This window comes from Streptomyces narbonensis (assembly GCF_014649015.1).
Classification (GTDB): domain Bacteria; phylum Actinomycetota; class Actinomycetes; order Streptomycetales; family Streptomycetaceae; genus Streptomyces; species Streptomyces narbonensis.
Genome location: NZ_BMSF01000015.1, coordinates 27,662 through 47,888 on the forward strand (window position 1 = coordinate 27,662; position 20,227 = coordinate 47,888).

Annotated in this window: 18 protein-coding genes; 13 read left to right on the forward strand and 5 right to left on the reverse strand. The window is 71.1% G+C overall.

Annotated elements, in window-relative coordinates; genetic code table 11:
• Nucleotides 1-89 precede the first annotated feature (89 nt).
• From IE124_RS25905 to mutM, 4 genes are all read left to right on the forward strand, one after another.
• A complete protein-coding gene (locus tag IE124_RS25905; protein ID WP_189511089.1) occupies nucleotides 90-743 on the forward strand; it encodes a YceD family protein in 654 nt (217 codons plus the stop codon).
• A gap of 2 nt (nucleotides 744-745) precedes the next feature.
• Complete coding sequence (rpmF, locus tag IE124_RS25910) at nucleotides 746-919, forward strand: 50S ribosomal protein L32 (RefSeq protein WP_015036448.1); 174 nt, start codon at nucleotides 746-748, stop codon at nucleotides 917-919.
• A 20-nt stretch (nucleotides 920-939) separates the two neighbouring features.
• On the forward strand, nucleotides 940-1,752 hold the full coding sequence (gene rnc / locus IE124_RS25915; protein WP_189510875.1) for a ribonuclease III: 813 nt from the start codon (nucleotides 940-942) through the stop codon (nucleotides 1,750-1,752).
• A 132-nt stretch (nucleotides 1,753-1,884) separates the two neighbouring features.
• Nucleotides 1,885-2,745, forward strand: coding sequence for a bifunctional DNA-formamidopyrimidine glycosylase/DNA-(apurinic or apyrimidinic site) lyase (gene mutM, locus IE124_RS25920; protein ID WP_189510877.1), 861 nt, complete (start codon nucleotides 1,885-1,887; stop codon nucleotides 2,743-2,745).
• 267 nt (nucleotides 2,746-3,012) lie between these two features.
• On the opposite strand, the gene IE124_RS25925 is transcribed toward mutM, so the two are convergent.
• Entirely contained in the window at nucleotides 3,013-3,399 is a 387-nt protein-coding gene (locus IE124_RS25925; RefSeq protein WP_189510880.1) for a winged helix-turn-helix transcriptional regulator, read from the reverse strand.
• 122 nt (nucleotides 3,400-3,521) lie between these two features.
• Here IE124_RS25925 and IE124_RS25930 point away from each other — a divergent pair, with 122 nt between their 5' ends.
• Nucleotides 3,522-4,106 carry a flavodoxin family protein gene (locus IE124_RS25930; RefSeq protein WP_189510883.1) on the forward strand — a complete coding sequence of 195 codons (585 nt, stop codon included), beginning with the start codon at nucleotides 3,522-3,524 and terminating at the stop codon, nucleotides 4,104-4,106.
• A 74-nt stretch (nucleotides 4,107-4,180) separates the two neighbouring features.
• On the opposite strand, the gene IE124_RS25935 is transcribed toward IE124_RS25930, so the two are convergent.
• Nucleotides 4,181-5,158, reverse strand: a complete 978-nt coding sequence (locus IE124_RS25935) for a CAP domain-containing protein (protein WP_189510886.1) — start codon at nucleotides 5,156-5,158, stop codon at nucleotides 4,181-4,183.
• A 222-nt stretch (nucleotides 5,159-5,380) separates the two neighbouring features.
• On the opposite strand from IE124_RS25935, the gene IE124_RS25940 reads away from it, so the two are divergent.
• The 4 genes from IE124_RS25940 to IE124_RS25955 all read left to right on the forward strand — a co-directional run bounded on the left by IE124_RS25940 (nucleotide 5,381) and on the right by IE124_RS25955 (nucleotide 11,670).
• Nucleotides 5,381-5,662: an acylphosphatase gene (locus IE124_RS25940; protein WP_189510888.1), complete on the forward strand. Its 282-nt coding sequence runs from the start codon at nucleotides 5,381-5,383 to the stop codon at nucleotides 5,660-5,662.
• A gap of 386 nt (nucleotides 5,663-6,048) precedes the next feature.
• Nucleotides 6,049-6,267, forward strand: a complete 219-nt coding sequence (locus IE124_RS25945) for a hypothetical protein (protein ID WP_055641131.1) — start codon at nucleotides 6,049-6,051, stop codon at nucleotides 6,265-6,267.
• Nucleotides 6,268-6,502: 235 nt separating this feature from the next.
• The gene (smc, locus tag IE124_RS25950; RefSeq protein WP_189510890.1) at nucleotides 6,503-10,054 is read left to right on the forward strand and encodes a chromosome segregation protein SMC; all 3,552 of its coding nucleotides are present in this window, start codon (nucleotides 6,503-6,505) and stop codon (nucleotides 10,052-10,054) included.
• A gap of 182 nt (nucleotides 10,055-10,236) precedes the next feature.
• Entirely contained in the window at nucleotides 10,237-11,670 is a 1,434-nt protein-coding gene (locus tag IE124_RS25955; RefSeq protein ID WP_189510892.1) for a sugar porter family MFS transporter, read from the forward strand.
• A gap of 48 nt (nucleotides 11,671-11,718) precedes the next feature.
• Here the strand turns inward: IE124_RS25955 and IE124_RS25960 are convergent, their stop codons facing one another.
• The gene (locus tag IE124_RS25960; protein ID WP_189510894.1) at nucleotides 11,719-12,690 is read right to left on the reverse strand and encodes an LLM class flavin-dependent oxidoreductase; all 972 of its coding nucleotides are present in this window, start codon (nucleotides 12,688-12,690) and stop codon (nucleotides 11,719-11,721) included.
• A gap of 57 nt (nucleotides 12,691-12,747) precedes the next feature.
• Nucleotides 12,748-14,205 (reverse strand): cytosine permease, encoded by a 1,458-nt coding sequence (locus tag IE124_RS25965; protein WP_189510896.1) that lies wholly within the window; start codon nucleotides 14,203-14,205, stop codon nucleotides 12,748-12,750.
• 85 nt (nucleotides 14,206-14,290) lie between these two features.
• Here IE124_RS25965 and ftsY point away from each other — a divergent pair, with 85 nt between their 5' ends.
• Nucleotides 14,291-15,517, forward strand: coding sequence for a signal recognition particle-docking protein FtsY (ftsY, locus tag IE124_RS25970; RefSeq protein ID WP_189510898.1), 1,227 nt, complete (start codon nucleotides 14,291-14,293; stop codon nucleotides 15,515-15,517).
• Nucleotides 15,518-15,593: 76 nt separating this feature from the next.
• Here the strand turns inward: ftsY and IE124_RS25975 are convergent, their stop codons facing one another.
• Nucleotides 15,594-16,247: a bifunctional DNA primase/polymerase gene (locus IE124_RS25975; protein ID WP_189510900.1), complete on the reverse strand. Its 654-nt coding sequence runs from the start codon at nucleotides 16,245-16,247 to the stop codon at nucleotides 15,594-15,596.
• A gap of 428 nt (nucleotides 16,248-16,675) precedes the next feature.
• On the opposite strand from IE124_RS25975, the gene nsdA reads away from it, so the two are divergent.
• The 3 genes from nsdA (at nucleotide 16,676) to IE124_RS25990 (ending at nucleotide 20,226) form a co-directional block, all read left to right on the forward strand.
• Nucleotides 16,676-18,151, forward strand: coding sequence for a transcriptional repressor NsdA (gene nsdA, locus IE124_RS25980; RefSeq protein WP_189511091.1), 1,476 nt, complete (start codon nucleotides 16,676-16,678; stop codon nucleotides 18,149-18,151).
• 393 nt (nucleotides 18,152-18,544) lie between these two features.
• Complete coding sequence (locus IE124_RS25985) at nucleotides 18,545-19,891, forward strand: ammonium transporter (RefSeq protein ID WP_189510902.1); 1,347 nt, start codon at nucleotides 18,545-18,547, stop codon at nucleotides 19,889-19,891.
• Nucleotides 19,888-20,226 carry a P-II family nitrogen regulator gene (locus IE124_RS25990; protein ID WP_015036464.1) on the forward strand — a complete coding sequence of 113 codons (339 nt, stop codon included), beginning with the start codon at nucleotides 19,888-19,890 and terminating at the stop codon, nucleotides 20,224-20,226. Before IE124_RS25985 ends, IE124_RS25990 begins: the two co-directional genes overlap by 4 nt.
• The last annotated feature ends 1 nt before the right edge of the window (nucleotide 20,227 follow it).

The window sequence follows — 20,227 nt, forward strand, 5'->3', positions numbered from 1 at the left end:
CAGTATCCTGGCTCTTCGGTCGCGCCTGTTCCGCGATCCTTGCTGCCCACTTCTGGCGGCCCCCTCACGATTCGAAAGCAGGAAGAGCCCTGAGCACGCGCCTCGACCACCGCAACCCCCTCGTGTTCGACACGCACGAGCTGGGGCGGCGTCCTGGTGCCCTCCAGCGGCTCTCGCGTTCCGTAGAGGCCCCCGCGGCCCTCGGCGTCGAAGGGGTCATCGGGGTGCCCGAGGGCGCTCCGGTGGAAATCGATCTCCGTCTCGAGTCGGTCATGGAAGGGGTGCTTGTCACAGGCACCGCCCGTGCATCGGCCGAGGGGGAGTGCGTAAGGTGTCTGGAGCCCGTCGAGCTGGAGCTCGACGTGGACTTCCAGGAGATGTTCTCGTACCCCGACTCCGACGACCGGGGCCGCTCCAAGGCGGCCGCGGACGACGAAGCCGAGGAAGACGAGGACATGATCCCCCTCGAGGACGGCATGTTCGACCTCGAACCTCTGCTGCGTGATGCGGTGGTGCTCGCACTGCCGATGCAGCCGGTGTGCCGGGACGACTGTGCGGGTCTGTGCTCCGAGTGTGGAGCCAACCTGAACGAGGACCCGGACCACCACCATGATGCCGTCGACGCCCGTTGGGCGGCATTGCAGGGACTCGCCGGTTCGCTGGGAACCGATGAGAAGGACAACATGAGCGGCAAAGCCTCTGACGGGGACGTCCGAAGCGCCGCCGAGAAGCAGGAGAAGTAGCCGTGGCTGTTCCGAAGCGGAAGATGTCGCGCAGCAACACGCGCCACCGCCGGTCGCAGTGGAAGGCTGCGGTCCCCACCCTGGTTTCGTGTGAGCGTTGCCAGGAGCCGAAGCTGCAGCACATCGCGTGCCCGAGCTGCGGCACCTACAACAAGCGCCAGGTCCTCTCGGTCTGATTGGGCTGGTGAGAGGCGCAATGTCTGAGTCCCGCAAGACGGACGACAAGACGGACCATGCCTCGTCCCACACGCTTCTGGAAGGGCGGCTCGGCTATCGGCTCGAGTCCGCCCTTCTGGTGCGTGCACTGACCCACCGTTCGTTCGCGTACGAGAACGGCGGCCTGCCCACCAACGAGCGTCTCGAGTTCCTCGGGGACTCCGTGCTCGGCCTGGTGGTCACGGACACGCTGTACCGCACCCACCCCGACCTGCCCGAAGGCCAGCTGGCCAAGCTGCGGGCCGCGGTGGTCAACTCACGCGCACTTGCGGAGGTCGGTCGCGGCCTCGAACTCGGCTCCTTCATCCGGCTCGGCCGGGGCGAAGAGGGCACGGGTGGCCGGGACAAGGCGTCCATCCTCGCCGACACCCTTGAAGCGGTGATCGGCGCGGTCTATCTCGACCAGGGCCTCGACGCGGCGTCCGAGCTGGTTCACCGGCTCTTCGACCCGCTGATCGAGAAGTCCTCAAGCCTCGGTGCCGGCCTGGACTGGAAGACCAGTCTCCAGGAGCTCACCGCGGCCGAGGGCCTGGGTGTGCCGGAATACCTCGTCTCCGAAGAGGGACCGGACCACGAGAAGGTCTTCACTGCTGCCGCCCGCGTCGGTGGTGTCTCGTACGGCACCGGCACCGGCCGCAGCAAGAAGGAAGCGGAACAGCAGGCGGCGGAGTCCGCGTGGCGCGCGATTCGCGCGGCTGCGGACGAGCGCGTGGCGGCGGCCAAGGCCGCTGCCGAAGCCGGTACGGGAGAGGTCGCCGACCCCTCTCCGACCACGGACGGGGCGACGGCCTGACGGCCTTCCCCTCCACCGCTTCCCGAGAACCCCGCCCCAGGGCGGGGTTCTCGTCATTTCCCGAGGGTTTTCCCCGGCATGTACGCCGGTAGGGTTGAGGCGCAGTCGATCGACGTCGTCCGGAGGAGTCCCGTGCCCGAGCTGCCCGAAGTCGAGGTCGTACGGCGCGGACTGGAGCGCTGGGTCGCCGGACGGACCGTGACCGAGGTAGAGGTGCTGCACCCGAGGGCCGTGCGACGTCATCCCGCCGGCGGCGCGGACTTCGCGTCGCGGCTGAAGGGGCAGCGCTTCGAGGTGGCGCGGCGCCGGGGCAAGTACCTCTGGCTGCCGCTGGCCGACACCGGCACCTCCGTGCTCGGGCACCTGGGCATGAGCGGTCAGCTGCTCGTCCAGCCGGAGGACGCCGCCGACGAGAAGCACCTCCGCATCCGGATCCGCTTCGACGACGCGACGGGCACCGAGCTCCGCTTCGTCGACCAGCGCACCTTCGGCGGGCTCTCGCTCCACGACCAGACGCCCGACGGGCTGCCGGACGTCATCGCCCACATCGCCCGGGACCCACTGGACCCCGAGTTCGACGAGGCCGCCTTCCACCGCGCGCTGCGGCTGCGGCGTACGACCGTCAAGAGGGCCCTGCTCGACCAGTCGCTGATCAGCGGCGTCGGCAACATCTACGCGGACGAGGCGCTCTGGCGCTCCCGGCTGCACTACGACCGGCCCACCGCCACGCTCACCAGGCCGCGCTCGGCGGAACTCCTCGGGCACGCCCGGGACGTCATGAACGAAGCCCTCGCGGTCGGCGGCACCAGCTTCGACAGCCTGTACGTGAACGTCAACGGCGAGTCCGGCTACTTCGACCGCTCGCTCGACGCCTACGGGCGCGAGGACGAACCGTGCCGCCGCTGCGGTACGCCGATGCGCAGGCGGCCCTGGATGAACCGGTCCAGCTACTTCTGCCCGCGCTGCCAGCGCCCGCCACGCCCGAGCGCATGACGACCACGAGCGCGTGACGACCACGAGCGTGTGACGACCTCCGGGCGTGTGACGACCCCGGGCGTGTGACGACTCCGGGCGTGTGACGACTCCGAGCGCATGACGACCACGAGCGCGTGACGACCCCGGGCGTGTGACGACCACGAGCGCGTGACGACCCCGGGCGGGTGGCGACCTCCGGGCGTGTGACGACCCCGGGCGTGTGACGACCCCGGACGTGATGGTCCGGGGCGCGTGATGACCTCGGGCGGGTGACGGTCCGGGCGGTCAGCCCGTGACCGGAGCCGTGCGCCCCGCGTCGTAACTCTCGCGTGCCGCCTCGACCTGCGGCATGCGGCCCTCCACCAGCTCGATCAGGCCGATGAGCCGCTCCGCGATCTCACGGCCGAGCGGTGTGAGCCGGTAGTCGACCCGCGGCGGGTTCGTGGGCTGCGCGTCCCGGTGGACGAGACCGTCGCGCTCCAGCGCGTGGAGCGTCTGCGACAGCATCTTCTCGCTCACGCCGTCGACCCGGCGCCGCAGCTCGTTGAAGCGGAACGTCCCGTCGTACAGGGCGCCCAGGGTCAGGCTGCCCCAGCGGCCCGTCACGTGCTCCAGCGTGCCGCGCGAAGGGCAGGCCCGCGCGAAGACGTCGTAGGCGAGGTCGTCAGTCATGCCCTCTACCGTACTCGCGCACAGCGCTTACCGACAGTGCGGCGCTATCCAATTGCTTGCGCTTTCCAAAAGTTAGTGCTCTACTTCTGGTCATACCCCGCAGACCTTTCGAGGAGCTCCTTGTGACCACCCCCGTCGTCTCCATCGCCTACCACTCCGGCTACGGCCACACCGCGGTCCTGGCCGAGGCCGTCCGCGCCGGCGCCGTCGACGCGGGTGCCACCGTCCACCTGATCAACGTGGACGGGATCACCGACGCCGAGTGGGAGCTGCTCGACTCCTCCGACGCGATCGTCTTCGGCTCCCCGACCTACATGGGCACCGCGTCGGGCGCCTTCCACCAGTTCGCCGAGGCCACCTCGAAGCGCTGGTTCGCCGATGCCTGGCTGGACAAGCTCGCCGCCGGATTCACCAACTCCGGCTCCAAGAGCGGCGACAAGCTGCACACCCTGCAGTTCTTCCAGACCCTCGCCGGCCAGCACGGCATGACCTGGGTCAACCTCGGCCTGAAGCCCGGCTGGAGCAGCAGCGAGGCCTCCGAGAACGACCTCAACCGCCTCGGCTTCTTCTCCGGCGCCGGCGCCCAGACCCACACCGACCTGGGCCCCGACGGCGTCCACAAGGCGGACGTCGCCACCGCCGAGCACCTCGGCCACCGCGTCGCCGTGACCGCGCGCACCTTCGCGGCCGGCAAGGTCGCCGCCTGACCGCCGGCCCCGCGCAACGGAAAGGGCCCCGTCACCACAGTGGTGACGGGGCCCTTTCGCGTACGGGAACGGACTCAGCGGCCGAAGTCCTGGGTCCACCAGGGGCCGCCGTCACCGAAGTGCACGCCGACGCCCAGCGTCGTGAAGTCGCAGTTCAGGATGTTGGCGCGGTGGCCGTCGCTGTTCATCCAGGACTCCATCACGGCCGCCGCGTCCGCCTGGCCGCGCGCGATGTTCTCGCCGGCCAGGCCCGTGACGCCCGCCTGCTCGGCGCGCGCCCACGGGGTGTCCCCGTCCGGGTCCGTGTGGTCGAAGAAGCCGCGCTCCGCCATGTCCGCGCTGAACGCTCCGGCCAGCGCCGCGAGCTGCGCGTCCGCGCGGACCGGCGTGCAGCCCACCTTGCCGCGCTCCGCGTTGACCAGCCGGAAGACCTCCGCCTCGGCCGCCGCGCCCCGGTCGGCCGTGGAGGGAGCGGCCGTGGTCTCGACCGGCGCCTCGGTGGTCGGGGCCGGCGTCGGCCGCGGCGGGGCCGGCTTCGTCGTGGGCGCGACCGGGGCCTTCGGGGCCACGGGCTTGGAGGTGGTCGCCGCCTTGGACGGGGTGGCCTTCGGCGGGGTCGCCTTCGGGCTCGGCTTCGCGGAGGTGGAGGGGGCGGCCGAGGGGGAGGCGGACTTGCTGGCGCTCGCGCTCGGGCGGGCACTCGGGCTCTTGCCCGAACCGGAGCCGGCGGTGGTGGCCGCGCCGCTGCCCGTGCCGGCCGACCCGCCGCCGGCCGGCGTCTGGGTCGCCCCGCCCTGCGTCGTCAGCTCCGGGGCCTGCCTGGACTGGACCTGACGCTCGTCCGAGGCGGTGTTCCCGACGGTGAAGGTGTCCCCGCCGGGGAGTAGACCCGAGGCGACGGCCACGGCTCCCACCGCGACCGCCGCGGAGGCGCCGAGGAGTCCGGTGCGCACGGCCCGCCGCTTGCGGCGGTCACCCCGGTGTCGGCGGTCCGAACCGGCCGCGTAGTCTTCTGCCGCGGGCGCGGAGCCGGAGCGACGGTGGCGTCCCATGTGCTGCCTGCCTTCCTCTGCGGAGCTCCGCCGTTCCCTGCGGACCCTTGCTGGTGTGTGCCGGACTTTGCTGTTCTTTGCTGATCTTTGCTGTCGGCTTGATTCGGGCCGACGACCGAATGGCGCGCGCCCGAACGAGTGAGCCGCATTCCGACGGGACTGTACGCGATGAGAAGCCGGGGCGACGTGCTCATCGGGCAATCCGCCGGTTAGCGTGCAGCCATGAGTGACGACGTACGGATGACCGCCTGGGTGCGCGGCCGGGTACAGGGAGTGGGCTTTCGCTGGTTCACCAGGGCAAACGCACTGGAGATCGGCGGCCTCGTGGGCTTCGCCCTGAACCTCGACGACGGCCGTGTGCAGGTGGTGGCCGAGGGGCCGAGTGAGAATTGCCACCGTCTTCTCGACTGGCTCCGCACGGGCGACACGCCCGGCCGCGTGGACGGAGTCACGGAGATATGGGGCACCCCGCGCGGCGGCTACGAGAGCTTCGCGATCCGCTGACGTTCGTGCCGGTGACCCCTCCTCGGTGACCGGGAGGGGCGTCGGTGGAACACGCCGTGACGAGGGAGGGAGCGGAGAACTGCCTGGTGGTTGCCAAGAAGTGCGCGCCGTGGAAGGCTGCCCGTAAAGGATGATCGCCACGCCCCGAGGCACCGGGTCGAGAGGCACGGCTGCCAGTCGCGCGGCCGCCGACTCCCCGGGCGCCCCTTCGAACGGGGCGTGATCGTGTTGACCGTCAAACTTTTTGGTGAGACGCTGGAATCCCCGCGCACCTTAGCTGTTTGGCAGTAAGAACCGGCACGATGCACTGCCGAGCACCGCGGGTGCGAATCCCTCACGACCCACACCGCAATCGGTCGGTCACTCAGTGTGGAGGACCATCCATCATGGCAAAGGCGCTTCTCGGTTACGTCGGCGGCTCCGACCCGCGACTCCTCGCCGAGATGCGACGGCTTCAGCAGCGCGTCCAGGACCTGGAATCCGAGCTGGTACGGATCCAGTCCGAGAACGACACGCTCGCGGCTGCCGCCGCTCAGCACCAGGGAGAGTCGCTGCTCGACAGCATCGATCTCGACGTACCCCAGGCGGAGCCTGCGCTCACCTGACAACCCAGCCCCCAGGGGCCAGGTGGGAAACACTCCGTCCGGCATCGCCGACCGGGAACCCGCGTCGGCGTAGCAGGACAAGGCACAGCTGGATATGCAAGGGGCGCTTCGGCGTCCCTTCTTTCTTTCACCCGCCGTTTCCCCCACGGCCCACCCCGCGATCACCCCTCCTCACCCGGTGATCTGCCCTACACCTTCGCGAGTGAAACGCGCGAGCCCCGGTAGAGTCCCCGGGGTGCACCTCAAGGCCCTGACCCTCCGCGGATTCAAGTCGTTCGCCTCGGCCACGACCCTGCGGTTCGAACCCGGCATCACCTGTGTCGTGGGCCCCAACGGATCGGGCAAGTCCAACGTCGTGGACGCCTTGTCCTGGGTCATGGGAGAGCAGGGCGCCAAGTCGCTGCGCGGCGGCAAGATGGAGGACGTCATCTTCGCCGGCACGACCGGGCGCCCCCCGCTCGGCCGCGCCGAGGTCTCGCTGACCATCGACAACTCCGACGGCGCGCTGCCCATCGACTACGCCGAGGTCACCATCACCCGGATCATGTTCCGGGGCGGCAGCAGCGAGTACCAGATCAACGGCGACACCTGCCGGCTGCTCGACATCCAGGACCTGCTCTCCGACTCCGGCATCGGACGCGAGATGCACGTCATCGTCGGCCAGGGCCAGCTCGACTCCGTCCTGCACGCCGACCCGATGGGACGCCGCGCCTTCATCGAGGAGGCCTCCGGCGTCCTCAAGCACCGCAAGCGCAAAGAGAAGGCGCTGCGGAAGCTCGACGCGATGCAGGCCAACCTCGCGCGCGTGCAGGACCTCGCCGACGAACTCCGGCGCCAGCTCAAGCCCCTCGGCCGGCAGGCCGCCGTCGCCCGCCGGGCCGTCGTCATCCAGGCCGACCTGCGCGACGCCCGCCTCCGGCTCCTCGCCGACGACCTGGACCGGCTCCAGCGGGCGCTCACCGCCGAAGTCGCCGACGAGGCGGCCCTCCTCGCCCGCAAGGAGGCCACCGGGACCGAGCTGCGCGACGCGCTCGCCCGCGAGGCGGCACTCGAAGCCGAGGTCCAGGCCCTCGCCCCCCGCCTCGAACGCGCCCAGCAGAGCTGGTACGCCCTCTCCCAGCTCGCCGAACGCGTCCGCGGCACGATCTCCCTCGCCGACGCGCGCGTGAAGAGCGCCGCCGACGCGCCCGCCGAGGAGCGGCGCGGCCGCGACCCCGAGGACCTGGAGCGGGAGGCCGCCCGCGTCCGCGAGCAGGAGGCCGAACTCGAAGCCGCCCTGGAGGCGGCCGAGCGCGCCCTGGAGGACACCGTCGCCCACCGCGCCGAGCTCGAACGCGCGCTGACCGCGGAGGAGCGCCGTCTCAAGGACGCGGCCCGGGCCATCGCCGACCGGCGCGAGGGCCTCGCGCGCCTCCACGGCCAGGTGAACGCGGCCCGCTCGCGCGCCGCCGCCGCCCAGGCCGAGATCGACCGGCTGGCCGCCGCCCGCGACGAGGCGGCGGACCGGGCGGTCGCCGCCCAGGAGGAGTACGAGCAGCTCACGGCGGAGGTCCAGGGTCTCGACGCCGCGAACGGCGAGCACGGCGAGCGGTACGAGGCGGCCCGGCGTGCACTCGCCGAGGCGGACAGCGCGCTGAGCGCCGCCCGCGAAGCCCTCGGCTCGGCCGAGCGGAGCCGGGCCGCGACCCGCGCCCGGCACGACACCCTCGCCCTCGGTCTGCGCCGCAAGGACGGCACGGGCGCCCTGCTCTCCGCCGGCGTCACCGGACTCCTCGGCCCGGCCGCCGAACTCCTCTCCGTCTCCCCGGGATACGAGATCCCCGTGGCCGCAGCCCTCGGCGCCGCCGCCGACGCGGTCGCCGCCACCGGGCCGGCCGCCGCGGCCGAGGCCCTGCGCCTCCTCCGCAAGCAGGACGCGGGCCGTGCCTCCCTCCTCCTGACCGACGCACCGGAGCCGCCCCCCGGCGTCGACCTCGGTGCCGAGGGCTGCCCGAGCGCCGCCGACCTGGTCCACGGACCAGCCGAACTCCTCCCCTCAGTACGTCGGTTGCTGGCCGGAGTGGTCGTCGTCGACGGCCTCGACGAGGCCGAGCGGCTGGTCCGGTCCCACCCGGGGCTCACCGCCGTCACCACCGAAGGGGACCTGCTCGGCGGGCACTTCGCGCACGGCGGCTCCGCCGGCGCGCCCAGCCTCCTCGAAGTCCAGGCCTCGGTGGCCGAGGCCGCCGCCGAGCTCGACGAACTGGCCGTCCGGTGCGAGGAGTCGGCCACCGCGCAGCGCGAGGCCGAGGAGCGCCGCCGGAGCGCGGGAGCGCTCGTCGAGCAGCTGGACGCGAGCCGCCGGGCCGCCGAGCGGGAGAAGTCGGCGGTCGCCACGGAGCTGGGACGGCTCGCCGGGCAGGCCAGGGGAGCGGCGGGGGAGGCCGAGCGGACCGCGGCTGCCGTCGCGCGCGCCCAGGAGGCCCTGGAGAAGGCCGTCGCCGACGCGGAGGAGCTGGCCGAGCGGCTCCTCGTCGCCCAGGAGCCCACCGCCTTCGGGGACGGTGACGACGAGCCCGACACCTCCGTCCGCGACCGGCTCTCGATCGACGGCTCCAACGCCCGCCAGACCGAGATGGAGGCGCGGCTCCAGGTCCGTACCCACGAGGAGCGGGTCAAGGGGCTCGCCGGGCGCGCCGACTCCCTCGACCGGGCCGCCCGCGCCGAACGCGAGGCACGCGCGCGTGCGGAACAGCGCCGGACCAGGCTCCGGCACGAGCGCCGGGTCGCGGGCGCGGTCGCCGCCGGGGCCCGCGGCCTCCTCGCCCATGTGGAGGTCTCGCTCGTCCGCGCGGAGCGGGAGCGAGTGGCGGCCCAGGCGGCGAGGGCCGATCGTGAACAGGGACTCACGGTGGCCCGGGCCCGCGCCCGGGACCTCAAGGCCGAGCTGGACAAGCTGACCGACTCGGTCCACCGCGGCGAAGTGCTCGGCGCGGAGAAGCGGATGCGGATCGAGCAGCTGGAGGCGAAGGCTCTGGAGGAGTTCGGGGTGGAGGCGGCCGCGCTGGTCGCCGAGTACGGCCCCGACCAGCCCGTACCCCCGTCGCCCTCCGTGGACGGCGAAGAGCACCCGGAAGAGGCGGAGACCGCCCGGTCGTTCGTCCGTTCGGAGCAGGAGAAGCGGCTCAAGGCCGCCGAACGGGCGTACCACCAGCTCGGGAAGGTCAACCCGCTGGCTTTGGAAGAGTTCGCGGCCCTGGAGGAGCGGCACCGCTTCCTCTCCGAGCAGCTGGAGGACCTGAAGAAGACCCGGAGCGACCTCCTTCAGGTCGTGAAGGAGGTCGACGTACGGGTCGAGCAGGTCTTCACGGAGGCCTACCGGGACACGGCCCGGGAGTTCGAGGGCGTCTTCTCGCGGCTCTTCCCCGGCGGCGAGGGCCGGCTGATCCTCACCGACCCGGACAACATGCTCACCACCGGCGTCGACGTGGAGGCCCGGCCGCCGGGCAAGAAGGTCAAGAGGCTCTCGCTGCTCTCCGGCGGCGAGCGGTCGCTCACCGCCGTGGCGCTGCTGGTCTCGATCTTCAAGGCCAGGCCCAGCCCGTTCTACGTGATGGACGAGGTCGAGGCGGCGCTCGACGACACCAACCTCCAGCGGCTCATCCGGATCATGGAGGAGCTCCAGGAGTCCTCGCAGCTGATCGTGATCACGCACCAGAAGCGGACGATGGAGGTCGCGGACGCGCTGTACGGCGTGTCCATGCAGGGCGACGGCGTCTCGAAGGTGATCAGCCAGCGACTGCGCTGAGGCTCCATCTCTTCAAGTCTTGAATCTGATGTGGCCTGTCACGTTCTTAAAGTCATACGACATCGGCTATTGACTTCGAAACTTGAAGGCATAGTCTCTGCAACGTTGCTTTTACCTTCACGTGGTGAGCGGCGTGAAGTTGTGCGCCACTGGAAGGGCTTGCCCCCCACCCAGGAGTCCATGTGACCAGTACCGCGCAGGCGCCCACGCCGCCGCCGTCCGAAGGCCGAGCGGCCCATCCTGACCACCTCGGCCACGTCATCTTCATCACGGCCTCCGCCGCGATGGGCGGGTTCCTCTTCGGCTACGACAGCTCCGTCATCAACGGCGCCGTCGAGGCGATCCGGGACCGGTACGACATCGGCTCCGGCACCCTCGCCCAGGTCATCGCCATCGCCCTGATCGGCTGCGCCATCGGCGCCGCGACCGCCGGCCGGATCGCCGACCGCATCGGCCGCATCCGCTGCATGCAGATCTCCGCGGTCCTCTTCGCCGTCAGCGCCGTGGGCTCCGCGCTCCCCTTCGCCCTCTGGGACCTGGCCCTGTGGCGGGTCATCGGCGGCTTCGCCATCGGCATGGCCTCCGTCATCGGCCCCGCGTACATCGCCGAGGTCGCCCCCGCCGCCTACCGCGGCCGCCTCGGCTCCTTCCAGCAGGCCGCGATCGTCATCGGCATCGCCATCTCCCAGCTGGTCAACTACGGCATCCTCCAGCTCGCCGACGGGGACCAGCGCGGTGAGATCGGCGGCCTCGAGGCCTGGCAGTGGATGCTCGGCGTGATGGTCGTCCCCGCTCTCCTCTACGGCATGCTGTCCTTCGCCATCCCCGAGTCCCCGCGCTTCCTCATCTCCGTCGGGAAGACCGACCGGGCCAAGGAGGTCCTCGCCGAGGTCGAGGGCCACGGCGTCGACCTCGACGCGCGCGTCGCCGAGATCGACCGGGCCATGCGCAGCGAGCACAAGTCCACCTTCAAGGACCTGCTCGTCGCCGGCAGCAGGTTCAAGCTGCTGCCCATCGTCTGGGTCGGCATCGGACTCTCGATCTTCCAGCAGCTCGTCGGCATCAACGTCGCCTTCTACTACTCCGCGACGCTCTGGCAGTCGGTCGGCATCGACCCGTCCAGCTCGTTCTTCTACTCGTTCACGACGTCGATCATCAACATCATCGGCACCGTGATCGCCATGGTCCTGGTCGACCGCGTCGGCCGGAAGCCGCTCGCCCTCGTCGGCTCCGTCGGCATGGCGATCGCCCTCGCCTTCGAGGCCTGGGCCTTCTCCGCCGACCTCGTCGACGGCAAGCTCCCCGAGACCCAGGGCGTCGTGGCGCTCGTCGCCGCCCACGTCTTCGTCCTCTTCTTCGCCCTCTCCTGGGGCGTCGTGGTCTGGGTCTTCCTCGGCGAGATGTTCCCCAACCGGATCCGCGCCGCCGCCCTCGGCGTCGCCGCCTCCGCGCAGTGGATCGCCAACTGGGCCATCACCGCGAGCTTCCCGTCCCTCGCGGACTGGAACCTCTCCGGCACCTACATCATCTACACGGTCTTCGCCGTGCTCTCGATCCCCTTCGTGCTCAGGTACGTCAAGGAGACCAAGGGCAAGGCGTTGGAGGAGATGGGCTAAACCCCGCTGCCCCGCTCCTCTTCCACGGAACTGCCCCGGCCCGAGGCCCTACGCCCCGAGCCGGGGCAGTACGCCGTCGCAGAACAGCCGCAGGCTCCGCCACCCCTCCTCGACCGGCATCCCGCCGCACAGCGGATGCAGCACCAGGCTCTCCAGGCCGAGCGCCACGCACTCGTCCGGCGTCACCACCCGGTAGACCCCCTCCGCGCGCAGCTCCTCCACCGTCGTCGCCGTCGACCGCACCGCCGAGCGGATGTCCTTCGACTGCCAGGAGGCGTACGTCCGCGCCTCGTGCAGGAAGTGCTCCCCGTACTCCGCCCAGGTCCGGTCCGGATCCTCCGACAGGTGCAGCAGCGGCGTCTCCTCGGCCGGCATCATCGTCCAGCCCTCCGTGCCGTACTCGGCGCACCGCTCCTGGTAGTACGCCTCGAGCTCCGGCAGGTGCGCGCTCGGGAAGAAGGGCAGCCCGAGCCGGGCCGCCCGCCGCGCCGCCGCCCGCGACGAGCCGCCGACCAGGAGCATCGGGTGCGGCTGGGTGAGCGGTCGAGGGGTGACTCGTACCGTACGGCCCTGATAGGTGAACGGCTCCCCGGTCCACGCCGTCAGCAGGGTCTCCAGGAGCAGGTCCTGGAGCTTCCCGCGCCGGCCCCATTCGACCCCGCGCTCCCCGTACTCCTCCGGCCGGTAGCCGATCCCCGCCACCGTCACGAGGCGGCCTCCGCTCAGCAGGTCCAGGACCGCGATGTCCTCGGCCAGCCGCAGCGGGTCGTGCAGCGGCCCGATGATCGCCGAGACGGTGACCGCGATCCTCTTCGTCGCCCCGAAGACCGCGCCCGCGAAGGTGAAGGGGGAAGGCAGCCAGTTGTTCGCGACGCCGTGGTGCTCCTCGGTCTGGACCGTGTCGACCCCGTGCGCGTCGGCGTGGGCGGCCATCTCGACGGCCGCCCGGTAGCGGGCCGCGAGGGAGACGGGGGTCGCCCGCGGGTCGACGAGGTTGAACCGTACGACTGTGAAGGGCATGGGAAGTCCCCCTCCGCTCGTGGGATCCGGCGAAGGGGGACGTTATCTGACGTGGCGTCAGATGGAAACGGTCTCGCGCACCTCGGCGGGCGCCACCGGAGCCTTCTCGGGCGTCCGCGGCAGCACGGCGTACAGCACGCCCGCCACCACGATCGTCGCCGCCCAGCCCAGGCCGTTCTCACCGATCCACGAGGAGGCGAGCGGACCCGCGAACCAGTCGACCTTGGTGAACAGCAGGCCCACGAGCAGCGCCACGGCCCACGCCGCCATCGCCTGCCAGGCGAAACCGCCCCGGTACCAGTACGCGCTGGTCCGGGTGGTGTCCATCAACGCCTCCGCGTCGTACGACCGGCGGCGCAGCATGTCCACGCCGAAGACGCCGATCCACGCCGAGAACGCCACGGCGAGCAGGGTGAGGAACGAGATGAACGAACCGATGAAGCTGGTCGCCACCACCATCAGCAGGAAGCCGAAGACCAGGCTGATCACGGCGTTCACGCTGACCGCCGCCGCGCGCGACACCTTGATGCCCAGGGTCTGCGCCGTGAAGCCGGCCGAGTACATCGACATCGAGTTGATCAGCAGCATCCCGAGCAGCGCGATCACCAGGTACGGCACGGAGATCCACATCGGGAGCAGCTCGCCGATGAAGGAGACCGGGTCCTGCGCCGAAGCGAGGTCCGGCGTCGACACGGCCATGACCGCGCCCATCAGCACCATCGGCAGGACCACGATCCCGGCGCCGCCGATCGTCGAGCCGACCATCGCCTTCGAGGAGGCCGTCCGGGGCAGGTAGCGGGTGAAGTCCGGACCCGACGGGACCCAGCTGATGCCTCCCGCGGCGATGGTGCCGATGCCCGCGACCATCATCGCGGTCGAACCGGCCGGCTTGTCGAAGACCGCGGACCAGTCGGTGTTCGCCACCAGGTAGACCAGGACGAGGACCGAGAAGGCGCCGAAGAGGTACGTGGACCACTTGCTGCACACCCGCAGCGCGTTGATCCCGAGACCCGAGACCAGGAAGGTGCAGGTGACGAAGAGCAGCAGCGTCACCACGATGAGGAGCGTGTTCGACTTCACGCCGAAGAGCAGGTCGAGCACGGTCAGCACCGCGTAGGCGCCGGTCACCGCGTTGATGGTCTCCCAGCCCCAGCGGGCGACCCAGATCAGCGCGCCGGGAAAAAGGTTTCCGCGCTGGCCGAACACGGCCCGCGACAGCGCCATGCCCGGCGCGCCGCCGCGCTTCCCCGCGATCGAGATCAGGCCGACGATCCCGTACGAGAGCACGGGCGCGGCGATCGCCACGGTCAGGACCTGCCAGAAGTTCAGGCCGTTGAAGACGATCAGGCCGGCGCCCATCGTGAGCAGCAACACACTGATGTTGGCCGCGACCCACGTCGGGAAGAGCTCGCGGACCCGACCGGTCCGCTCGGCGTCGGGGACGGGTTCGAGACCGCGGGTCTCCATCGCGCCGTCGTGCGTCGCGCCTACGGCTTCGGAGGCGTCGTGGGGCATGGGGGTACTCCGTGAAGAAGGTGGGGGAGCCATCCAGGGTACGTGCTCCGACTTTGTGCCCCTCGTGGCCGATACTGGACGGGTTATGGAACTCATCCTTGCTGTAGTCATCGCTCTGGTCGTCGCGGTCGCCGTGACGAGCGGGCTCGTGATCAGCGGCCGCAAGAAGAAGCAGCTGCCGCCCGCCGAGCCGCCGTCCACCACGCCGACCATCACCGCTCCGCCCGCCGAACCGCACGTCGGCGAGGAGGCGGAGACGCCGCGGGAGGAACCACGCCGCACGGTCGAGGAGGTCGAGCTCCCGACGGCCGAGGAGGCCGTCGAGACGCCGGCCGCGGTCGAGGACCCCGTCGTCGCCGCGCCCGAGGCCCCGGAGATCGAGGTCCCGGAGCCGACCGCCGGCCGTCTCGTACGGCTCCGTGCCCGGCTCGCCCGCTCCCAGAACTCGCTCGGCAAGGGGCTCCTGACGCTCCTTTCCCGCGAGCACCTCGACGAGGACACCTGGGAGGAGATCGAGGAGACCCTCCTCACGGCGGACGTCGGCGTCGCCCCCACGCAGGAGCTCGTCGAGCGGCTGCGCGAGCGGGTCCGGGTGCTCGGCACCCGCACCCCCGACGAGCTGCGCGGCCTGCTCCGCGAGGAGCTCGTCGCCCTCCTCGGCCCGGACCTCGACCGCACGGTGAAGACCGAGAGCCCGGCCGACGTGCCGGGTGTGGTCATGGTCGTCGGCGTCAACGGCACCGGCAAGACCACCACCACCGGCAAGCTGGCCCGCGTCCTGGTCGCCGACGGCAAGTCCGTCGTCCTCGGCGCCGCCGACACCTTCCGGGCCGCCGCCGCCGACCAGCTCCAGACCTGGGGCGAGCGCGTCGGTGCCCGCACCGTGCGCGGACCCGAGGGCGGCGACCCGGCGTCGATCGCCTTCGACGCGGTCAAGGAGGGCATCGCCGAGGGTGCGGACGTCGTCCTCATCGACACCGCCGGCCGCCTCCACACCAAGACCGGCCTCATGGACGAGCTCGGCAAGGTCAAGCGCGTCGTCGAGAAACACGGCCCGCTCGACGAGATCCTCCTCGTCCTCGACGCCACCACCGGGCAGAACGGCCTCATCCAGGCGCGTGTCTTCGCCGAGGTCGTCGACATCACCGGCATCGTCCTGACCAAGCTCGACGGCACCGCCAAGGGCGGCATCGTCGTGGCCGTCCAGCGCGAGCTGGGCGTCCCGGTCAAGCTGGTCGGCCTGGGCGAGGGCCCGGACGACCTGGCGCCGTTCGAGCCGGGCGCCTTCGTCGACGCCCTGATCGGCGACTGACCGGCTCCCGCACGAGCCCCGGACGCGTGAGGGCCCCCGCCGTACTCCGGCGGGGGCCCTCACGCATGTCGGAACCTCAGAAGTGCGTCCGGTGACAGATGTACGCCAGCGTCCCGAGCAGCAACCGCGCCTCCGGCGGAGCACCCGCCGTGTCCAGCGTCGGCGGCCGCAGCCAGCGCACCGGACCGAGCCCGCCCAGGTCCGACGGGGGAGCGGTGATGTGGGCTCCGGGCCCCAGACAGTGCAGGTCCAGATCGGCGTCGTCCCAGCCCATCCGGTACAGCAGCCGCGGCAGCTCGGCCGCCGCGCCCGGCGCCACGAAGAACCGCGCCCGGCCGGTCGGGGTCGCGCACACCGGGCCCAGCGGGAGCCCCATGCGCTCCAGCCGGACCAGCGCCCGCCGGCCCGCCGGCTCCGCGACCTCGATCACGTCGAAGGCCCGGCCCACCGGAAGCATCAGCGCCGCGCCCGGGTACTGGGCCCAGGCCTTCGTCGCGTCGTCGAGACCGGCGCCCGCCGGCACCGGTTCGGCGAACGAGAGGGGGTGCGCGCCCGGAGCCGTACACGCCGGATCCCCGCAGGAGCACCGGCCGGACACGGCCCGCGCTCCGGGGACCACGTCCCAGCCCCACAGCCCTGTGTACTCGGCCACCGCTGTGCACTCCGTGGTGCGTACGCGGCGGCGCGAGCCGGACCGCATCTCACGAATTCCGCCGATCGTGAAGCCCATGCCCCCTCCAACGGGTCGAACGCGCCGGTGGTTACGACCCGGAGCGCCGTCGTCACCTTTGGTCACGGTCCGTCGCCGTTTGTGGCGTGCGGTCGTGGGAGGGGTGGTGCGGTCCGTGGCGCGCGCCTCTCCGCGCCTCCGTCCGCCGTACTCCGGTTCGTCGCATGTCAAGTGAATCGCGTCCGGCGCGTGGCGAGTTCATTCGAAGGGGTGGCGAATGGTGGCGTTTCTTGAATCGCCCTCACCGGAGGGGTGATCGTAGGATTACTTTCGGTACTCGAACCCCGGGGCTGCTCGCGCGCACGGGTATGCCGGAGGCAACCCGGTTTCCAGTTCGAAGGAGTGAGAACCCCGGACGAACGGCCCCGCGAAGCGGCATTCTGATAGGGGTTCGCATGACAGGCAATCAGGTGGATGGGGGCGTTCCAGTGGGCGGCAACGGCGCAGACGGTACGACTGCCGGCAAGCGCCCGAACGAGCAGCTGGGCTCGTGGTTCGTGCGCAGCGGCTGGTCCAAGGGCGAACTGGCACGGCAGGTGAACCGCAGGGCGCGCCAGATGGGCGCGCACCACATCTCCACGGACACCTCGCGGGTGCGCCGCTGGCTCGACGGCGAGCAGCCCCGCGAGCCCATCCCGAGGATCCTCTCCGAGCTGTTCTCCGAGCGCTTCGGCTCCGTCGTCGCCGTCGAGGACCTCGGCCTGCGCACCGCCCACCAGTCCCCGTCCGTCTCCGGCGTGGACCTGCCCTGGGCCGGACCGCAGACCGTCGCCCTGCTCAGCGAGTTCTCCCGTAGCGACCTCATGCTCGCCCGGCGCGGCTTCCTCGGCTCCTCGCTCTCGCTCGCCGCCGGTCCCGCCCTCATCGAACCGATGCAGCGCTGGCTCGTCCCCACCCCGGTCACCGACATCGAGCGCCCCGAGTCCCCGGCCGAGAACCGCCGCTCCAACCGGCTCTCCGACATCGAGCTCGACCTCCTCGAATCCACCACCGCCATGTTCCGCAAGTGGGACGCCCAGTGCGGCGGCGGACTGCGTCGCAAGGCCGTCGTCGGACAGCTCCACGAGGTCACCGACCTCCTCCAGGAGCCCCAGCCCGCCGCCACCGCCAAGCGCCTCTTCACCTGCGCCGCCGAACTGGCCGAACTGGCTGGCTGGATGAGCTACGACGTGGGCCTCCAGCCCACCGCCCAGAAGTACTTCGTGCTCGCGCTGCACGCCGCCAAGGAGGCCGGTGACAAGCCCCTCGGCTCGTACATCCTGTCCTCGATGAGCCGCCAGATGATCCACCTCGGCCGGCCCGACGACGCCCTCGAACTCATCCACCTCGCCCAGTACGGCAGTCGGGACTGCGCCACTCCCCGCACCCAGGCCATGCTGTATGCGATGGAGGCCCGCGCCTACGCCAACATGGGCCAGCCCTCCAAGTGCAAGCGGGCCGTCCGGATGGCCGAGGACACCTTCTCCGACGTCGGCCTCGACGGCGAGCCCGAGCCCGACTGGATCGGCTTCTTCTCCGAGGCCGAACTCAACGGCGAGAACTCCCACTCCTACCGCGACCTCGCCTATGTCGCCGGCCGCTCCCCGACCTACGCCTCCCTCGCCGAACCCGTCATGGAGCGGGCCGTCGAGCTCTTCGAGAAGGACCCCGACCACCAGCGGTCGTACGCGCTCAACCTCATCGGGATGGCCACCGTCCACCTCCTCAAGCGCGAGCCCGAGCAGTCCGTCGTCCTCGCCGAGAAGGCCCTCGGCGTCGCCCGGAGCATCCGCTCCGAGCGCGTCAACACCCGGCTCCGCAAGACCGTCGACCACGCCGCACGCAACTACAGCGACGTCGCCGAGGTCGTCCAGCTCACCGACCGGCTCACCCAGCTCCTGCCGGAGGCCGCCGAAGCGGTCTGACCCCGCCCAGGACGCTCTCCCAGGACCCCCCTGACCCCGGCCGCGCCGGACGTCCCGTACTGCCCGACTCGGCTCCCCCGCCGCAAGGTCACACGGACGCCCGACGCGGCCGGTTCTCGTGTTCCCACGGGCGGACGCCGGGCCGGTACCGGGCCGGTACCGGGCCGACCCCGTGCGCGTCCCGGGCAGGTCCCGCGTGGGTACGCCCTTGATCCGGCCGTTCACGGCGGCGTAACACGCCCCACCCCTTCGTCACCGTCGCGAAACATCGTGCGGCATCGACCGAAACCGCGCTGCGCGAATCTCTGGGCCATAACCGGCCACGCCCCTCGCGGCCGGCCGCTCTCTCCGGCCCCGCCCCGCACAGGCCGTACCGACGACGAGGAGACGCCGATGGCACCAGCCATCACGACCCTGGCAGCAGACGCCCCCGAGCTGTCCGCCGCCAACACCGGGTTCATGCTCATCTGCTCCGCCCTGGTCATGCTGATGACCCCGGCTCTCGCCTTCTTCTACGGAGGCATGGTCCGCGTCAAGTCCACCCTCAACATGCTGATGATGAGCTTCATCAGCCTCGGGATCGTCACGATCCTCTGGGTGCTCTACGGCTTCAGCCTCGCCTTCGGCACCGACTCCGGCTCGATCATCGGCTGGTCCTCCGAGTACGTCGGTCTCAGCGGCATCGGCGTCACCGAACTGTGGGACGGCTACACCATCCCGGTGTACGTCTTCGCCGTCTTCCAGCTGATGTTCGCCGTCCTCACGCCCGCCCTGATCAGCGGCGCCCTGGCCGACCGCGTCAAGTTCACCGCCTGGGCCCTCTTCATCACCCTTTGGGTCACCGTCGTCTACTTCCCCGTCGCCCACTGGGTCTGGGGCTCCGGCGGCTGGCTCTTCGAGATGGGCGTCATCGACTTCGCCGGCGGCACCGCCGTCCACATCAACGCCGGTGCCGCGGCCCTCGGCGTGATCCTCGTCATCGGCAAGCGCGTCGGCTTCAAGAAGGACCCGATGCGCCCGCACAGCCTCCCGCTGGTCATGTTGGGCGCCGGTCTCCTCTGGTTCGGCTGGTTCGGCTTCAACGCCGGCTCGTGGCTCGGCAACGACGACGGCGTCGGCGCCGTGATGTTCGTCAACACCCAGGTCGCCACCGCCGCCGCGATGCTCGCCTGGCTCGCGTACGAGAAGATCCGCCACGGCTCCTTCACCACCCTCGGCGCCGCCTCCGGCGCGGTCGCCGGCCTCGTCGCCATCACCCCGGCGGGCGGCGCCGTCAGCCCGCTCGGCGCGATCGCCGTCGGCGCCATCGCCGGCCTCCTCTGCGCCATGGCCGTCGGCCTCAAGTACAAGTTCGGCTACGACGACTCCCTCGACGTCATCGGCGTCCACCTCGTCGGCGGTGTCATCGGCTCCCTCCTCGTCGGCTTCTTCGCCACCGGCGGCGTCCAGTCCGAGGCCAAGGGCCTCTTCTACGGCGGCGGCCTCGACCAGCTCGGCAAGCAGGCCGTCGGAGTCTTCGCCGTCCTCGCCTACTCTCTGATCGCCTCCGCGATCCTCGCCCTGATCATCGACAAGACGATGGGGATGCGGGTCAGCGAGGACGACGAGGTCTCCGGCATCGACCAGGTCGAGCACGCCGAGACCGCGTACGACTTCAGCGGAGCCGGCGGCGGAGCGTCCTCGCGCTCCACCGCCGCCCCCGCCCCGGCCGTCACGGAGAACAAGAAGGTGGACGCATGAAGCTCATCACCGCGGTCGTCAAGCCGCACCGGCTCGACGAGATCAAGGAGGCCCTCCAGGCCTTCGGCGTCCACGGCCTCACGGTCACCGAGGCCAGCGGATACGGACGCCAGCGCGGCCACACCGAGGTCTACCGGGGCGCCGAGTACACCGTCGACCTCGTCCCCAAGATCCGTATCGAGGTCCTCGTCGAGGACGAGGACGCCGAACAGCTCATCGACGTCGTCGTGAAGGCCGCCCGAACCGGCAAGATCGGAGACGGCAAGGTGTGGAGCGTGCCGGTCGAGACCGCCGTACGGGTCCGCACCGGCGAGCGCGGTCCGGACGCACTGTAAG